The organism is Arthrobacter sp. 10T425 (genome assembly GCF_056393985.1).
The window spans coordinates 19,476-34,148 of sequence record NZ_JBFTGZ010000001.1 but is presented as its reverse complement, the minus strand read 5'-3'; the positions used below and the strand labels follow the sequence as shown (position 1 = coordinate 34,148).

General features: G+C 66.2%; 15 protein-coding genes, 1 tRNA gene and 1 other RNA gene. 7 read left to right on the top strand and 10 right to left on the bottom strand.

Annotated features, from left to right (window positions below; translation table 11 throughout):
* Nucleotides 1-165 precede the first annotated feature (165 nt).
* From orn to def, 4 genes are all read left to right on the top strand, one after another.
* Nucleotides 166-798, top strand: coding sequence for an oligoribonuclease (orn, locus tag AC1DDH_RS00185; protein WP_476954584.1), 633 nt, complete (start codon nucleotides 166-168; stop codon nucleotides 796-798).
* Between the two features lie 201 nt (nucleotides 799-999).
* Nucleotides 1,000-1,072 (top strand) — tRNA-His (locus AC1DDH_RS00180).
* 93 nt (nucleotides 1,073-1,165) lie between these two features.
* Nucleotides 1,166-2,320, top strand: coding sequence for an acyl-CoA dehydrogenase family protein (locus AC1DDH_RS00175; RefSeq protein WP_476848996.1), 1,155 nt, complete (start codon nucleotides 1,166-1,168; stop codon nucleotides 2,318-2,320).
* A 40-nt stretch (nucleotides 2,321-2,360) separates the two neighbouring features.
* Complete coding sequence (gene def, locus AC1DDH_RS00170; RefSeq protein ID WP_476848995.1) at nucleotides 2,361-2,933, top strand: peptide deformylase; 573 nt, start codon at nucleotides 2,361-2,363, stop codon at nucleotides 2,931-2,933.
* Nucleotides 2,934-3,096: 163 nt separating this feature from the next.
* Here def and AC1DDH_RS00165 read toward each other — a convergent pair whose 3' ends face one another.
* From AC1DDH_RS00165 to rnpB, 8 genes are all read right to left on the bottom strand, one after another.
* A complete protein-coding gene (locus AC1DDH_RS00165) occupies nucleotides 3,097-3,798 on the bottom strand; it encodes an alpha/beta fold hydrolase (RefSeq protein WP_476930785.1) in 702 nt (233 codons plus the stop codon).
* A 9-nt stretch (nucleotides 3,799-3,807) separates the two neighbouring features.
* On the bottom strand, nucleotides 3,808-4,266 hold the full coding sequence (locus tag AC1DDH_RS00160; RefSeq protein WP_230011585.1) for a DUF1579 family protein: 459 nt from the start codon (nucleotides 4,264-4,266) through the stop codon (nucleotides 3,808-3,810).
* A 30-nt stretch (nucleotides 4,267-4,296) separates the two neighbouring features.
* A complete protein-coding gene (ppk2, locus tag AC1DDH_RS00155) occupies nucleotides 4,297-5,169 on the bottom strand; it encodes a polyphosphate kinase 2 (protein WP_476954583.1) in 873 nt (290 codons plus the stop codon).
* 109 nt (nucleotides 5,170-5,278) lie between these two features.
* Complete coding sequence (locus AC1DDH_RS00150) at nucleotides 5,279-6,076, bottom strand: HNH endonuclease family protein (RefSeq protein WP_476954582.1); 798 nt, start codon at nucleotides 6,074-6,076, stop codon at nucleotides 5,279-5,281.
* A 109-nt stretch (nucleotides 6,077-6,185) separates the two neighbouring features.
* Nucleotides 6,186-6,395 (bottom strand): hypothetical protein, encoded by a 210-nt coding sequence (locus AC1DDH_RS00145; RefSeq protein ID WP_018773403.1) that lies wholly within the window; start codon nucleotides 6,393-6,395, stop codon nucleotides 6,186-6,188.
* Nucleotides 6,396-6,483: 88 nt separating this feature from the next.
* On the bottom strand, nucleotides 6,484-7,974 hold the full coding sequence (locus tag AC1DDH_RS00140) for a glyceraldehyde-3-phosphate dehydrogenase (protein WP_476954581.1): 1,491 nt from the start codon (nucleotides 7,972-7,974) through the stop codon (nucleotides 6,484-6,486).
* 229 nt (nucleotides 7,975-8,203) lie between these two features.
* On the bottom strand, nucleotides 8,204-9,844 hold the full coding sequence (locus tag AC1DDH_RS00135) for a GMC family oxidoreductase (RefSeq protein ID WP_476954753.1): 1,641 nt from the start codon (nucleotides 9,842-9,844) through the stop codon (nucleotides 8,204-8,206).
* Nucleotides 9,845-10,019: 175 nt separating this feature from the next.
* Nucleotides 10,020-10,413: RNase P RNA component class A (rnpB, locus tag AC1DDH_RS00130), an RNA gene on the bottom strand.
* 112 nt (nucleotides 10,414-10,525) lie between these two features.
* Between rnpB and AC1DDH_RS00125 the strand changes: the two genes are divergently transcribed.
* Both AC1DDH_RS00125 and AC1DDH_RS00120 read left to right on the top strand, forming a co-directional pair.
* On the top strand, nucleotides 10,526-11,377 hold the full coding sequence (locus tag AC1DDH_RS00125; protein WP_223917477.1) for a slipin family protein: 852 nt from the start codon (nucleotides 10,526-10,528) through the stop codon (nucleotides 11,375-11,377).
* Between the two features lie 62 nt (nucleotides 11,378-11,439).
* Entirely contained in the window at nucleotides 11,440-12,204 is a 765-nt protein-coding gene (locus AC1DDH_RS00120; protein WP_476954580.1) for a YaaA family protein, read from the top strand.
* A 15-nt stretch (nucleotides 12,205-12,219) separates the two neighbouring features.
* On the opposite strand, the gene AC1DDH_RS00115 is transcribed toward AC1DDH_RS00120, so the two are convergent.
* Nucleotides 12,220-12,957 carry a zinc ribbon domain-containing protein gene (locus tag AC1DDH_RS00115; protein WP_476954579.1) on the bottom strand — a complete coding sequence of 246 codons (738 nt, stop codon included), beginning with the start codon at nucleotides 12,955-12,957 and terminating at the stop codon, nucleotides 12,220-12,222.
* A gap of 123 nt (nucleotides 12,958-13,080) precedes the next feature.
* Nucleotides 13,081-14,004 (bottom strand): Nif3-like dinuclear metal center hexameric protein, encoded by a 924-nt coding sequence (locus tag AC1DDH_RS00110; RefSeq protein WP_476954578.1) that lies wholly within the window; start codon nucleotides 14,002-14,004, stop codon nucleotides 13,081-13,083.
* Nucleotides 14,005-14,103: 99 nt separating this feature from the next.
* On the opposite strand from AC1DDH_RS00110, the gene msrA reads away from it, so the two are divergent.
* The gene (gene msrA / locus AC1DDH_RS00105) at nucleotides 14,104-14,628 is read left to right on the top strand and encodes a peptide-methionine (S)-S-oxide reductase MsrA (RefSeq protein WP_476848984.1); all 525 of its coding nucleotides are present in this window, start codon (nucleotides 14,104-14,106) and stop codon (nucleotides 14,626-14,628) included.
* Nucleotides 14,629-14,673 lie beyond the last annotated feature (45 nt).

Below are 14,673 nucleotides of genomic sequence, written 5' to 3'. Positions count from 1 at the left end.
AGGATCGTCCAATCTGTTGTGGGCCACAATTCCGCCCACAGCCGGCCGCAGTGTCCGGCCCGGGGCGCCGCGTCGAAGAAATCAGTGCCGAAATAATTCGGCGGCCGCGTATTCGAAATCCTAGCACCGGACGGCTCTGTGGCGTCGGAACGGTAGGCTGGGCGGGTGCCTATTACTAACGAACGCATCGTCTGGATCGACTGCGAAATGACCGGCCTGGACACCAAGAATGACGCCCTTATCGAGGTGGCCGCGCTGGTGACCGATTCGGAGCTCAACATCCTGGGGGACGGCGTCGACGTCGTGATCAAGCCCGACGACGCCGCGCTGGCCCAGATGAACGACTTTGTCCGCGACATGCACACACGCTCCGGCCTGCTGGCGGAGCTTCCGCAGGGCAAGACGATGGCCGAAGCGCAGGCAGCGGTGCTCGCCTACATCAAGAAATGGGTGCCGGATCCCCGGAAGGCGCCGCTCGGCGGCAACTCGGTGGGCACCGACCGCGTGTTCCTTGTCCGCGATATGCCCGACGTGGTGGAGCACCTGCACTACCGGGTCATCGATGTGAGCACCATCAAGGAACTCTCCCGCCGCTGGTTTGCCCGGGCCTACTTCCAGTCCCCGGCCAAGCTGGGCGGCCACCGGGCGCTCGGCGACATCAAGGACTCCATCGACGAACTCCGGTATTACCGCGAGGCCGTGTTTGTCCCCGCGCCGGGCCCGGACAGTGCCACGGCGCAGCGGATCGCCAAACGCGTCATGGGCGGCGAACCAGCCGAGCCCACCCCGGCGGAGTAGCGGCCGCACACCTACCCTCCGCGCAGCGGGGCCGGTGAAACGTCGCCGGGGACGTGGCGCGGAAAAGTAATCTGCGCCACGTTTCGCGGAAATTTCGGCGAAAATCGCAAAAGTGGCAAAACCACCCCCAAACAGCAGGTAAGCTATTTGTCGTTGCCTTTCCAGCCAGCCGGTTCGCCGGAGGGCCTGATATGGCACATGGTGGGCGTAGCTCAGTTGGCAGAGCGCCTGGTTGTGGTCCAGGAGGTCGCGGGTTCAACCCCCGTCGCTCACCCTCATGAAGGACGGCAGTGATTGTCCGACCTTTTCCAAAGGCCGCACCGGTTATCCGGTGCGGCCTTTGTTGTCTGTATGGGAAGGAATCGCAGTGAAGCGCAAGCTGTTTGAAGAAGACCACGAGATGTTCCGTGAGATGGCCGCCGAGTTCAACGCACGCGCGGTCGCTCCCCACTACACCCAGTGGGACGAGGACCACATGATGCCCCGGGAACTGTGGTCCGCTGCCGGCGAGCAGGGCCTGCTGGGCCTGGCCGTGCCGGAAGAGTTCGGCGGCATGGGGATGTCCGACTACCGCTTCCGGACAGTGCTGGACGAAGAATTCGCCAAGAGCAACCACCTCGCGGTCGGCCTGGCCTTCCACCTGCACGATGACATGGTCCTCCCCCACCTGCTGGCCTACGGCTCCGATGACCTCAAGGCCCGCTGGCTCCCGGGCATGGTCTCGGGCGAAAAGGTCACCTCGGTCGCCTGGACCGAACCGGGGGCCGGCTCCGACCTGCGCGGCATCCGCACCAAGGCGGTCCGCGACGGCGACGACTGGCTGATCACTGGCCAGAAAACGTTTATTGGCAACGGCATCTCCGGCGACGCCTCCCTGGTTCTGGCCCGCACCGACGGCGGCACCGGACGCGGAAACCGCGACTCGTTCTCGCTTTTCATGGTCCAGAAGGGCGAGGGCTACAACACCGGCAAGCAGCTGGACAAGATGGGCCTCAAGGCTTCCGACACGGCCGAGCTGTTCTTCGACAACGTCCGCGTCCCGCACGCGGACCTCGTCGGCGAGGAAGGCAAGGGCCTGCAGTACGCGGCCGAACAGCTCCCCCAGGGCCGGCTGGCGATCGCCGTGGCCAGCTCCGCCGTCGTGCGCGCCACCTATGAGGCGACTGTCCGCTACACGAAGGACCGCAACGCGTTCGGCGAGCGGATCATCGACTTCCAGAACAGCCGCTTCGAACTCGCCGACATCCTCACGGAGGTCGAGGTCACCGAAGCGTATGTGGACCAGGCCATCCTGGCGTTCAACGCCGGAGAGCTCGACGCCGCAGGTGCCGCCCGTGCCAAACTGTGGGCGTCCGAGCGCGCCAAGTCCGTCACGGACCGCTGCCTGCAGCTGCACGGCGGGTACGGCTACATCATGGAATACCCGGTGGCCCAGGCCTATCTCGCCGCCCGGCTGCTGACGATTTTCGGCGGCACCAACGAAATCATGCGCGACGTCGTCGGCCGCACCATCGCCGGCTGAGACGCCGCGACTCCACCTGCACCCGAGGAATATTCCTGATATGACCGTCCTGCCCATCACGATCTGGGGCGAGCCCGTGCTGCACCGCCGGGCCGCGGAAGTCGAAGTCTTCGACGACGAGCTCCGCAGCCTGATCGCCGACATGTTCGAGACCAACGACGCCGCGAACGGCGTCGGGCTGGCGGCCCCCCAAGTGGGGGTCGGCAAGCGGCTCTTCGTGTACAAGTACGACAACGACGACGGCGCCGCGCCCACCGGCGTCGTGGTCAACCCTGTCCTGACACTTTCCAAGATCTCCGGCGCCCTGCCGGACCCCGACGAGGAAGAGGAAGGCTGCCTGTCCTTCCCCGGCGGCCAGTATCCGCTCAAGCGGGCGGAATGGGCGAGGGTCCAGGGCTTCGACGGTGACGGGAAGCCGGTGGAATTCGAGGCGACCGGCTGGTTCGCCCGGGTCATCCAGCACGAGTACGACCACCTCGATGGCAAGCTCTACGTCAACCGGCTCATTGACCGCTATGCCCGCCGGGCCATGAAGCAGGCCAAGCGCAGCGGCTGGGGCGTTCCCGGCCTGACCTGGATGCCGGGAGTGGACCCGGACCCGTTCGGCCACTGACGGCCGCGGCTGGGCGCTGCTGCACGCGGATTTCCCCCACGTTTGACGCCGATGCGCAGGAAATCGCCGGCGGTTTGGCGGGACGCGCCGGCGGCGGGTCCCAAAGGTGGGGAATTTCGGCGGGATTTCCCCAGTTCAGCAGTGACCCGGCCAGCCGGTTCCTTTAGGTGCGGTCGACGGCGGCCAGGATCGCGGCGCCGAGCTCGGCCGGCCTGGTGAACTGCGGCCAGTGTCCGGTAGGCAGGTCCACATAGTCGACCTGGCGGATCCGTCCGAGCTCCGCCACGAACGGGTGGCCGCCGGCAACCATTTCCGTCAGCATCGAGGACGGGAATTCGCAGGCGATGATGGTGACCGGAACCTCGAAGCGGCGTTCATCCGAGAGCTGCTGCCGGTCCTGGGCCACGCCGCGGGGCTGCGGGATGGCACGGGCACGGAACATGGCGCGCAGCTCGTCGGTCAGGTCGGTGAGGTCCTGGTCCTCGAAGAGCTCCCACGGCGGCAGCGGCACCTCGTCGCCGTCGGCCGGGAGTTCGTCATTGATGACCCCACCCTCCCCCAGCGGTCCGCTGTCCACGTAGACAGCCCGGGCCACCCGGTCCGGGCGGGCGTCGACGGCGCCGTGGATGATGGCCCCGCCGCCGGAGTGGCCCACCAGGACCACCGGCGCGTCGAAGGAATCGATCTTCTCCACGACGGCGTCGATGTGGGTGCGCAGGCCGATCCCGGCGCGCGGCGCATCCGCCGACTCCAGGCCCGGCAGGGTCAACGGATGGACCTTGTGCCCGGCCGCGGTCAGCGGCGGGGTGACGTCCGCCCACGACGAGGCGTCCAACCAGAATCCGGGTACGAGGATGATGTCCATGCCGGTACCCTACCGGTCGAGTACCAGCTCCACCACCTGATAGGGGTCCTCGCCCGGGACCAGGTTGTGCATGGTGATGCGTCCGCCCGAGCCGTCCGCCGGGTGCAGGTGGATCTGCCAGCCCCAGTCCGGGCCGGTCGGCGCCGCATAGGAGCCGTTGAGCCGGAGGACACCGTCGCCGCCCACAGTGCCGGAGAACTGCATCAGCGCCTTGCCCGTGTGCCAGGAGTCCAGCCACACAGCGGTGGCGGGATCCGCGCCGGACGCGCCGCCGGCCAGGATCAGGAGGCCTTCCTGCGGGCTCTCACCGTCTGACCAGGTGTAGGCGACACTCGCGAAGTGTGCGGCGGTCACCGTCACCGTGGCGGTGGCCGCCGAAGCCTTGTAGTCGTCCGTGGGCATGAGCCGCAAGCGGTTTTGTCCCTGCCAGGCGCCAAGGAACGGTGTCACGTATTTCACAATGTCCATGCTGCAGTCTACTGAGCCAATCGATCCTGCTCAGTCCTTGGCCGGCTTTTCGAGGCTCGCCGCGAAGTCCGGGACGTAGCGGAACAGTTCCCGCGGCGGGCGCGTGTAGTTGATGGCCTTCGGCCGCTCCGGCAAGGTCACCTGTTCTGTCCGTACTTCGGTGTAGTCGATGCTGGAGAGCAGGTGGGCGATGAGGTTGATCCTTGCCCGGCGTTTGTCTTCGGCTTCCACGACGTACCAGGGAGATTCCGCGGTGTCTGTCTGCACGAACATGTCGTCTTTGGCCCTTGAGTAGTCTTCCCAGCGCAGGATTGCCTCCCGGTCCATCGGCGAGAGCTTCCATTGCCGCATCGGATCATCCATCCGGGATTTGAACCGCCGCTCCTGTTCCCCATGGCTGATCGAGAACCAGTACTTGAAGAACAGGATGCCGTCCTGGATGAGGAGCCGTTCAAAAACCGGGCACTGGGCCATGAAGCGTTTGTGCTCCGCCGGGGTGCAAAAGCCCATCACGTGTTCGACGCCGGCGCGGTTGTACCAGGAGCGGTCCATCAGGACGATTTCCCCGGCGGCCGGCAGATGCGCCACATAGCGCTGGAAGTACCATTCACCGCGTTCGCGCTCAGTCGGCGCCGGCAATGCGACTATCCGGGCAAACCGCGGATTCAGGTACTCGGTGACCCGCTTGATCGCACTCCCCTTGCCGGCTGCATCCCGCCCCTCGAAGATGATGAGGACCCGCGCCCCGGTGCTCCGGACCCACTCCTGGAGGGCAACCAGTTCCGCCTGGAGCCGCAGAAGTTCGGCCTCGTAGATTCCGGCATCGAGCCGGGCCGGCCGCCGTGCGGAGCCCTTCTTGTGGCCGGCGTGCCCCTTGCCTGATTTGTCCGTGCGATGTGCCATGGTTTCCGTTCCAGCATTTGGGGCGCGCGGTTTGTCCCGCCGCGCCCATTCTCGCCGTGCATCAGAACGGCTGCAAGGGTCCTCCAGCCCGGACGCCGGGACGGGCTCGTCAGCGCGGCACGATCGTCTGTTGCCCTGGGCACGAGGCCAGGATCCGTTTCATCGCCTCCTTTTCTGCCGCAGTGACCCACAGCCGGTAGGCCGCCTTAACCGAAATTTGGCGGGCGACGTAGTGGCAGCGGAAAGCCTTGTTTGGCGGCAGCCAGGTGGCGGCGTCGGAGGCACTTTTGTCCTGGTTGGCGGGACCGTCGACGGCGATCAGGTTGAGCGGATCGTTGGCCAGGTGTTCACGCTGCAGCGCGGTGAGCTGCTGGGCGCCCTTTTGCCACGCGTCCCCCAGCGCCACGACGTGGTCGATCTGCACCGCAGCACTGGTTTCGGCGCCGCGTCGGAACACGATCATGCGGCCGGTGTACGGTTCCTGGAACGTGCCGCCGGCCACCTGGCAGCGGGAGCCACTGACGAATTCGGCGCCCGCCAGGTCGCGGCGGAGGATGTCGTTGCGCGTATCGCAGCCGTTGCGGTCGACGTCGAGCCACGCCTGGCCGAAGGCGCCCCGGTCATAGTTGTTCTTCGCCGACCGTCCCTTGACCGCGAGGGTGTCGAGCACGCCGGCAGCGCTTCCCTGCGGCACGGCCCGGACGGCGTCCACCGCGTTCATCCACCCTCGGGCAATGACGGGGGCCTCGCGGGGGCCGGCGATTTGCGGCTCCGCGGCGGCAAACTGGCCAGCCGTGAAGAACCAGACCAGACCGCCCAGGACGGCCAGGCAGGCCGCGGCCAGGAGAATCCAGGCCTGGCGGGAGTGGCGGCGGGCGCGGCGGAAATCCATCCAGGTGACGGTCATGTGGGCGGCCGCTCGCGGCGTTTTGGCTGCACGCCCTGAGCCTATGTGGACGCCAAGCCACTCGGGCGGTTGTCCACAGTGTTGGGGACCGGTGGCGGAACGCGGGGGCCTATTGCTCCCGTGTGACCCGTTTCAGGTCTTCGTTGGCCAGATCCAGCAGGCCCTGGAGCTGGGTCACCCGGTCGTCGTTGACCTCACCGGACTGGCGTTTGACGAGGGCGTCGTCCAGCAGCCGCTTCGCTTCTTTCGCGTTGCTCCGCGCGACGTCCAGCGCGTGTTCCAGGGTGGTCTCGTGTTCAACAGCCGGGTTCGGTTCCATGGCTCCATTGTGGTTCCCTTTCCCGGCCGATTCCAGTGCATCGGCCGGGAAAGGAGGAACATGTCCCGGTCAGGGACATTCGCCCTGACTAGACCTCGACGGGCAGCCCTGCGGCCTCGAGGATGGACGCAGCGTCCTTGGCGGGGAAGGACGGCGGGTTGACCCCGGCCATTTCTTCCATGACGCGGACCACCTGGCAGCTGTAGCCGAACTCGTTGTCGTACCAGACGTACAGGACGAGGTTCTTCTCGTTGGAGATGGTGGCCAGGCCGTCGACGATGCCTGCCCGGCGTGAGCCGACGAAGTCCGTGGAGACAACCTCGGGCGAATCGATGTAATCGATCTGCTTGCGCAGCTCGGAGTGCAGCGACATTTCCCGCAGGTAGTCGTTGACCTCGTCCTTGGTGGTGCCGTTCTCCAGGTTCAGGTTCAGGATGGCCAGCGAGACGTCCGGGGTGGGGACGCGGATGGAGCTGCCCGTGAGCTTGCCGAGCAGTTCCGGCAGGGCCTTGGCCACGGCCTTGGCGGCACCGGTCTCGGTGATCACCATGTTCAGCGCGGCAGAGCGTCCACGGCGGTCGCCCTTGTGGAAGTTGTCGATCAGGTTCTGGTCGTTCGTGAAGGAGTGGACCGTCTCCACGTGGCCGTGCACCACGCCGTAGCGGTCGTTGATCGCCTTCAGCACAGGGGTGATGGCGTTCGTGGTGCAGGACGCCGCCGAGACGATCGTGTCCGAGTCGTCGATGGTGCCGTGGTTGATGCCGTGCACGATGTTCTTCAACTCGCCCTTGCCCGGTGCGGTGAGGAGAACGCGGGCAACACCGTTGCTCAACAGGTGCTGGGACAGGCCCTCGGCGTCGCGCCAGCGGCCCGTGTTGTCCACGACGAGCGCGTCCTGGATGCCGTAGGCGGTGTAGTCCACTGTGGAGGGGTTGTCCGAGTAGATGACCTGGATCTGGACGCCGTTGGCCGTGATGGTGTCGTTTTCGAGGTCAACCTTGATGGTGCCTTCGAAGGAGCCGTGGACGGAGTCGCGGCGCAGCAGGCTCGCGCGCTTGGCAAGGTCGTTGTCTGAACCGCGGCGGACCACGATGGCACGCAGGCGCAGGCCGTGGCCGCCGCCTGCCTTTTCGATCAGGAGCCGGGCCAGGAGCCGGCCGATGCGGCCGAAGCCATAGAGGACGACATCGGTGCTGGTGCGGTCGTCGCCGCCGCGCTTGCCGACAACCTCGGCGAGTTCGGCGCGGAGGAACTCATCCAGGCTGGCGCCGTCGCCCTCGGCGCGGTATTTCTCGGTGAGGCGGGCAATGTCGATCGCCGCGGCGCCGAGGTCCAGCTTGGTCAGGGCCTCCAGCAGCGGGGCCGTCTCCTCAAGGCGCAGTTCTTCCTTGCTCATCCGGCGGGCGAAGCGGTGGGCCTTGAGGATATTCATGGTGGACTTGTTGATCAGGCTGCGTCCGTGGATGGAGGTCACCACGTTGTTCTCGCGGTACAGCCGGCCGATCACGGGGATCATCGCCTCGGCGAGTGCCTCACGGCCCATCCACGTATCAAGACAAGAATCTGACGTCTGGCTCACAGAACTACCTTCCTAGAATCCACCCCCTACGTCCTCGTAGGGGGAAGTCGGCCGCCGGAGGGTGTCCGGTACCGGGCACCGGCGGGGATTCGGTCCACCCCGGGCGCCTCATCGAGCGCAAAGAAAAACCGCCGGCTGCGAACGCAGACCCGGCGGCAGAACTTCTACGTTCACCATCAATTCTACGGGCGGCCAGGCAGGGTCGGGTGCCTGTTGCGCGTGAATTGACTCACACACTGTCCGGGGCCACGTCGAAGTCGGCAAAACCATCCGCGCCGGGCGTCAGCCCCGCCGCGTCCTCAAGGATCATGTCGACGGCCTTTTCCGCGATCATGATGGTGGGTGCCTGGGTGTTGGCACTGACCAGCCGGGGCATGATCGAGGAGTCAACGACCCGCAATCCCTCCAGCCCGTGGACCTTGAGCCGCGGGGAGACAACGGAATCGTCGGTGGTACCCATGGCGCAAGTGCCGACCGGGTGGTACGAGGTCCGCCCGTAGGAGCGCACGAAATTCACGTACTCGTCGCGGGTTGCCACCCGGGAGCCGTCGCCGATGTGCTCCTTCTGGATGAACGCCGCCATCGATGACTGCTCCATGATCTGCCGGCTCTGCTGCACCCCGGCGATCGTCATCTCCAGATCGTACTCATCCGCCAGGAAATTCGGATCGATGAGCGGTGTCATTGTGGGATCTGAGGACGCGACGCGAACTGTCCCCCGGCTGCGGGGGCGCAGGAAGTACGAGTTGAGCGTCGCCCCGAATCCGGGCCGCAGCGACGCAATGCCCGGCTCCGACCTCGCCGCGGGCAGGAAGTGGAACTGCAGGTCCGGGGTCTTCTCATCCGTGTTGGCGTAGCTGAAGCCACCGGCCTCGACGAGGTTGGACGCGAACGGTCCCGAGCGGAAGGCCAGATACTCGAGGCCCGCCAATACTGTCGCCGGGCGCACCCGATTGAACCGGTCCAGACTGTGGTCATCGGTGAGTTCGTAGATGATGTCCAGGTCGAGGTGGTCCTGCAGGTTCTTCCCTACCCCGGGCAGGGCGTGGACCACGTCGATGCCGGCGGCAGCAAGGTCTGCCGGGTCGCCGATGCCTGAAAGCTGCAGCAACTTGGGCGAGCCAAACGCGCCGCTGGTGATCAGCACCTCGCGCCGGGCACCGTAGGTTCGCGCGACTCCGCCTTCAATCGCCTGGATGCCGACGGCGCGGCCATTCTTGATGACCACCTTGGAGACGGTCACGTTGACGCGGACAGTGAGATTGGGCCGCCTGCGCGCGGGTTTCAGATAGGCGACGGCTGCGCTGCACCGGCGCCCATTCCTGGTGGTGGTCTGGTAGAAGCCAACGCCGAGCTGCTTCGCCCCATTAAAATCGCTGTTGTAGGGCAGCCCGAACTCCTGGCCCGCCTGAACGAATGCCGCCGAGAGCGTGTGCGGACGCCGGAGGTCAGAGACGCCGAGCGGCCCTGTGGTTCCATGGTGGGGTCCTGAGAGCCTGGTGTTTGACTCCGAGCGAATGAAATACTTGGACACCTCGGCAGCGGACCAGCCCTCACATCCATAGTCCCCGGCCCACCCGTCGTAGTCCCCAGCCACGCCCCGGGTGAAGACCTGGGAGTTGATGGACCCGCCGCCGCCAAGCCCGCGGCCTTGAGGGAGTGGGATGCTCCGGCCGTTGCTGTGCTTTTGCGGAACACTGCTATACGCCCACTGGTACGGTCCTCCCTTCAATCTCGGGAAGCCCGCGGGCATATGGATGAAGGGATGGCGGTCGGACCTGCCCGCCTCGAGCAGAAGCACACGGACTGAGGGGTCTTCACTCAATCTGCCAGCCAGAACGCTGCCGCCGGTACCACCCCCGGCGATCACATAGTCGTACTCAGCATCGTCCGGCACTATGACTCCTCAACCATCGCCGAAGCTACCGCTCCTTGAAGCGTTGATTGAAGTGTGTTAGTTCCGCGGCCATGATGTCAAGCATCCGGGGCTGGCGTGCACAGCCGCCGGTAGGCGGCACACGGCGGAACGGACGGGGCCAAGTGGGTGGATGGGTTGACCGATACGCCGGGTTCTGTGTTCCCGCGCTGTTGCCGGCGCGAGAGTAGCGGCCATCCATCTACGGACGCCGTTGCCGACGCCCTCCAGCGGCCTACCCGAACACTCGGGCGAGCAGCCCTCAAACGTGTCCTGTCTGGCCTTGCTCCGGGTGGGGTTTACCTAGCCTTCCCGGTCACCCGGGAAGCTGGTGGTCTCTTACACCACCGTTTCACCCTTACCTGCCCTGTGGCCTGTGCACGCACACGCCGCATGCAGGCGGTCTGTTCTCTGTGGCACTGGCCTGCGGGTTACCCCGAGTGGGCGTTACCCACCACCCTGCTCTGCGGAGCCCGGACGTTCCTCGAGCCACTTGCGTGACGCGCGGCCGCCTGGTCAACCCATCCGCCGTCCATTCTACGTTCTCCCGGCCGGCACAGCCGCACCGCGGCCTTTCGGGGCTGCCGGTGGGAGAATTTAAGCAGGGTTTCTGCTAGTCAAGGAAGAGTGATTCCGATGAACTGGACCGCCATCATCATCTGGCTGTTGGCCATCGTCCTGGTGGCTATTCTCGCCAAGATGTCGATCAAGATTGTGCGCCAGTACGAACAGGGCGTCCTGTTCCGCCTGGGCCGGGTGGTCGCGGTACGGATGCCCGGCCTGCGGTTCATCATCCCGGTGGTGGACCGGCTTCAGCTTGTGAGCCTGCGGATCGTGACAATGCCGATCCAGTCACAGGGCATCATCACCCAGGACAACGTCAGCGTCGATATCTCGGCAGTGGCGTACTACCGGGTGATCGACTCCGTGAAGTCCGTCGTGGCGATCGAAGACGTGGCCGCGGCCATCAACCAGATCGCCCAGACCACCCTGCGGAAAGTGGTCGGCCGCCACAGCCTGGACCAGACGCTGTCGGAGACTGAGCGCATCAACAGCGACATTCGGATAATCCTGGACGCGATGACCCTGGAATGGGGTGTCGAAGTGACGCTCGTCGAGCTCAAGGACATCCAGCTCCCGGAGAGCATGAAGCGGGCGATGGCCCGGCAGGCGGAGGCCGAGAGGGAGAAGCGGGCCAAGATCATTTCGGCCGAAGGAGAGGCGATCGCCGCCGTGGCGCTCGGCGCGGCATCTGACACGATGATGGCCCACCCGGTCGCCCTGCAGTTGCGGAATCTTCAGTCCCTTGTGGAGATCGGGGTGGACAAGAACTCAACCGTCGTCTTCCCGGCGCCCCTGATGAGCACCATCGCCGAACTGGCCGCTTTCCTGGCACGCGAGGACCATGTGGCCAAGACGGCGATGACGGCGACGGCGACGCCAGAGGCACCGACAACGACGCCGGCACCACCGATCAAGGCCGCGTAGCCCCGACCGCCAGACCTAATTATCGCGGAACCCACGGCACGCGCCGCCGGTAGGATCGTACGGTGCTAATTCTGTTGCCGCCCTCCGAGGGCAAGACTCCCGCTGTGCGCGGGGACGCCGCCGACTGGGGCGCCTTGAGCTTTCCCGCCCTCAACAGCTGCCGCGCCAAGGTCCTGGAGGCGCTCGGCACCGTCAGCGCCCACGAGGACGCGCTGGCGCTGCTGGGCGTCGGCGCTTCCCTGAGCGCCGACGTCGAACGCAATACGCGGCTGCACGCGGAACCTGCCGCCCCGGCCCACCAGGTGTATTCCGGGGTGCTCTTTGACGCCCTCGGCTACAACTCGCTGACCCCGGCGCAGCGGAGGAAGGCCGACGAATCGGTGCTGGTGGTCTCCGCCCTGTGGGGCGCCATCCGCTTCGCCGACCGTGTGCCCGCCTACCGGCTGTCGATGGGGACTTCGCTGCCCGACGTCGGACGGCTCGCCTCATTCTGGAAGCCGCAACTGAACGACGCCCTGGCGGCGGCCACTACGGGTGAGCTGTTAGTGGATTGCCGGTCCAGCACCTACGCCGCGGCCTGGACTCCCCCGCCGGAACAGACGGTGGCCGTGAACGTCTTCACCGAGACCGCCGGCGTGCGCAAGGTGGTCAGCCACTTTGCCAAGCACACACGGGGCGAACTGGCGCGGCATTTGCTCAGCCGCCGGGGCAAGGCGCCCCAAACCCCCGCACAGCTGCAGAAGGCGGCGGCGGAGAAGTGGGTTGCCGAACTGGTTGAGGGCACTGCCCGGAAGCCGCACACCCTGAACATCATCCTGCCGAACTGACGTGCAGGCGGGTGCTTAGGCCCACTCGGACGAGCGCACCAGGATGCAGCCGGAGTCCGGGCAGAACACGATGTCGTCCTCGGCCGCGGCCTTGATCTCGGCCAGGTCGCCCGGGCTCAGGTGCATGCCGGAGCCTTCCGAGGTGCCGTGGAAGAGCCGGGCAGCGCCGACGCCACGCTTGGCCAGGGTCTTCTCGTAGACGGCGAGCATTCCGGCGTCGAGTCCGGCGGCGAACTCGGCACGCTGCCCGCGCACCACCGTGGCTTCGGCGGCGATCTCGGCCAGCTGCTCGTCCAGCTCGGCACGGATGGAGCCGAAGGAGCCCTGGATGTCGTTCACAATCTGCTGCTGGGCCGCCTGGCGGGCGCGGAGCGAGTCGAGCCGTTCGAGGACTTCGAGCTCCACGTCCTCGAGGTCCGAGCGGCGCTTGTTCAGGGAGACGAGGTCCCGCTGCAGGGCGACGAGGTCCTTGGACAGCCCCGTGCCGCTGTTGAGCCTGGCCTCGTCGCGTTCGATCCGGGAGGCGACCTGCTCGACGTCGGCCTCTGAGCGTTTGAGCTCCAGTTCAGCATCGTGGACGGCCACCTTCGCGGCACCGAGCTCACCGTTGGCCACGCTGAGGGCGGCTTCCAGGTCCGTGATGCGGGAATCGCTTTCAAGGCTTCGCCGGCGGTTGGACAAGGACTTGAGCTTGGCATCGAGTCCCTGCAATTCGAGCAACTTCAACTGTTCCGCCGGTGCTGCCTTGGCCACTATTTACCTCCGCTAAATCCAATCCGGCCGAAGCCGGGCACCGTCCCGGCGCTCCTTAGACTCTAGCGCCTAGCGTACTCCCCGGCCTCGCTACGCTCACCCGGGGCCCCTCGCACGCCAGGCTTAGCCCGGAGTCAGAATGAAGTCCCACGGGTCGCTGTTGGTTGTGCTGACCCGGATCTCGACGTCGTGGCCCTGGTCGGTGAGCACATTGCCCAGCGCTTCGGCGGCCGCAGGCAGCCACAGCCATTCGCTGGCGAAGTGGGAAACGTCGATCAGGTACGGCCGGTCGTTGACCGCCGCCTCCCGGGCTTCCGATGCCGGGTGGTGCCGCAGGTCCGCCGTGACGTAGACGTCCGCGTTGCTCGCCCGCACCTCGCCGAAGAGGGAATCGCCGGCGCCGCCGCAGACAGCCACCCGCCGGATCAGCCCGTCCCGGTCCCCCGAGACACGCACGCCGCCGGCCACCGAGGGCAGGATGCCGTACACGCGGGCCGCGAAATCACCCAGCGTCAGGACCTCGTCGAGGTCACCGACGCGGCCGATGCCCTCCTCGGGGAGCCCGTTCGCGGCCGGCGTCAGCGGGGCCACGTTCTGCAGGCCCAGCGCTTCGGCCAGGACGTCGGAAACGCCCCCGACGGCGGAGTCACCGTTGGTGTGCACGGTCAGCAGCGCGGTCCCGGACTCGATGAGGCGGTGCACGGCCTTGCCCTTGGCCGTATTCGCGGCCACGGACGTCACGCCCTTGAGCAGCAGCGGATGGTGCGTGATGAGCAGCTCGGCACCGAAGTCGATCGCTTCCTCGATCACGTCAATTGTCGGATCGACCGCGAACATGACCCGGCGCACCTCGGCGTTCGGGTGGCCGGCCACCAGACCCACCTCGTCCCAGTCCTCGGCCAGGGATTCGGGCCAGAGCTCCTCCACCGCCAGCTGGATCAGGCCCAGCGTCGCGGCGCCGGTGTCCTCCCCGGGGCCGGCACCGGCGTCGACGGCGGCAGCAGGGCGGTCGGATTCCGCTGAAACATCGGTGTTCACAGGTTCCATACCCCCATTTTTACCCTATCCGCGGGCGGCCCGGTCACTCGTAACACTCTCGTAAGGTGGGTGGGGAATCATCGGAGCCCTCGAACCATTGAAGAGATCATGAGAACTTTTGTCCTCGGCGGAGGCTGCTTCTGGTGCCTCGACGCCGTCTACCAGAAAACCAAGGGCGTCAGCTCGGTCGTGTCGGGCTACACCGGAGGCCATGACCGCAGCCCCGACTACTACTCTGTGTGTTCCGGGACCACAGGCCACGCCGAGGTGGTGGCAGTGACGTTCGACGAGGACGTCATTCCCGCCGAGGTCATCCTGGACATGTTCTTCGCCCTCCACGACCCCACCACGCTGAACCGGCAGGGCTACGACGTCGGAACCCAGTACCGTTCCTCGATGTTCTACGAGACCACCGAGGAAAAGATCCTGTTCGAGGAGGCGATCGAGCGGAACCAGGCCCTGTGGCGGCACCCGATCGTCACCGAGGTCAGCCGGCTGCCCCAGTTCCATGTGGCCGAGGAAATCCACCAGGACTACTTCGCCAAATACCCGGAGCAGGGCTACTGCCAGGTCATCATTAACCCCAAGCTGGCCAAGGCGAGGAAATATTACTCTGCATGGCTTAATGCTTAGCTAGGGCCTGTAGGCGCTCGTTAGGCTGACCTCAGTCAACCCTCT